This window comes from Streptomyces avicenniae, from assembly GCF_000719135.1.
GTDB lineage: Bacteria > Actinomycetota > Actinomycetes > Streptomycetales > Streptomycetaceae > Streptomyces > Streptomyces avicenniae.
Genome location: NZ_JOEK01000041.1, coordinates 1 through 405, shown reverse-complemented (window position 1 = coordinate 405; position 405 = coordinate 1). Strand labels below are relative to the sequence as shown.

General features: G+C 66.4%; 1 protein-coding gene. It reads right to left on the bottom strand.

All coding sequences use genetic code 11. The features are described 5' to 3' along the window. On the bottom strand, positions 1-190 hold a 190-nt coding region (locus IF27_RS31335; protein WP_190233157.1), incomplete at its 3' end, for a hypothetical protein. Between the last annotated feature and the right edge of the window lie 215 nt (positions 191-405).

Genomic DNA, 405 nt, shown 5'->3' with positions numbered 1-405 from the left:
GCTTGAGGCGTTGCCGCGAGGCCATGCCGCGCAGCAGATGCTCCACCGGCGCGCTCAGACTGTCCTCCTTACTGCTGACTGCCCCTGCGGGACCTTGCAGCTTGGCCCTGACCTCCTCGCCGAACTGGGCGACGAGGTCCGCGACCGATCCGGTCGTGCCCTTTCCCGCCCAGACGTCCCCTCTTGCCATCGGCCCCCAAGGTTGCACCCACGCCGACGATCAGACCCATACAGAATGCCCATGACATCTCAAGCAGCAAACACCAGTGGATGTAGGTGGATTGGTGACAGGCCGCCAAAGCTGCGCGTACGGAGCTGGGTTGGAGCGTGAGCCGGGAGTGCGTCCCGGGCGTGCGCCAACGGGCGGAGCGCAATCGGTGGACGGTACGGCGATCTCGCAGGGAC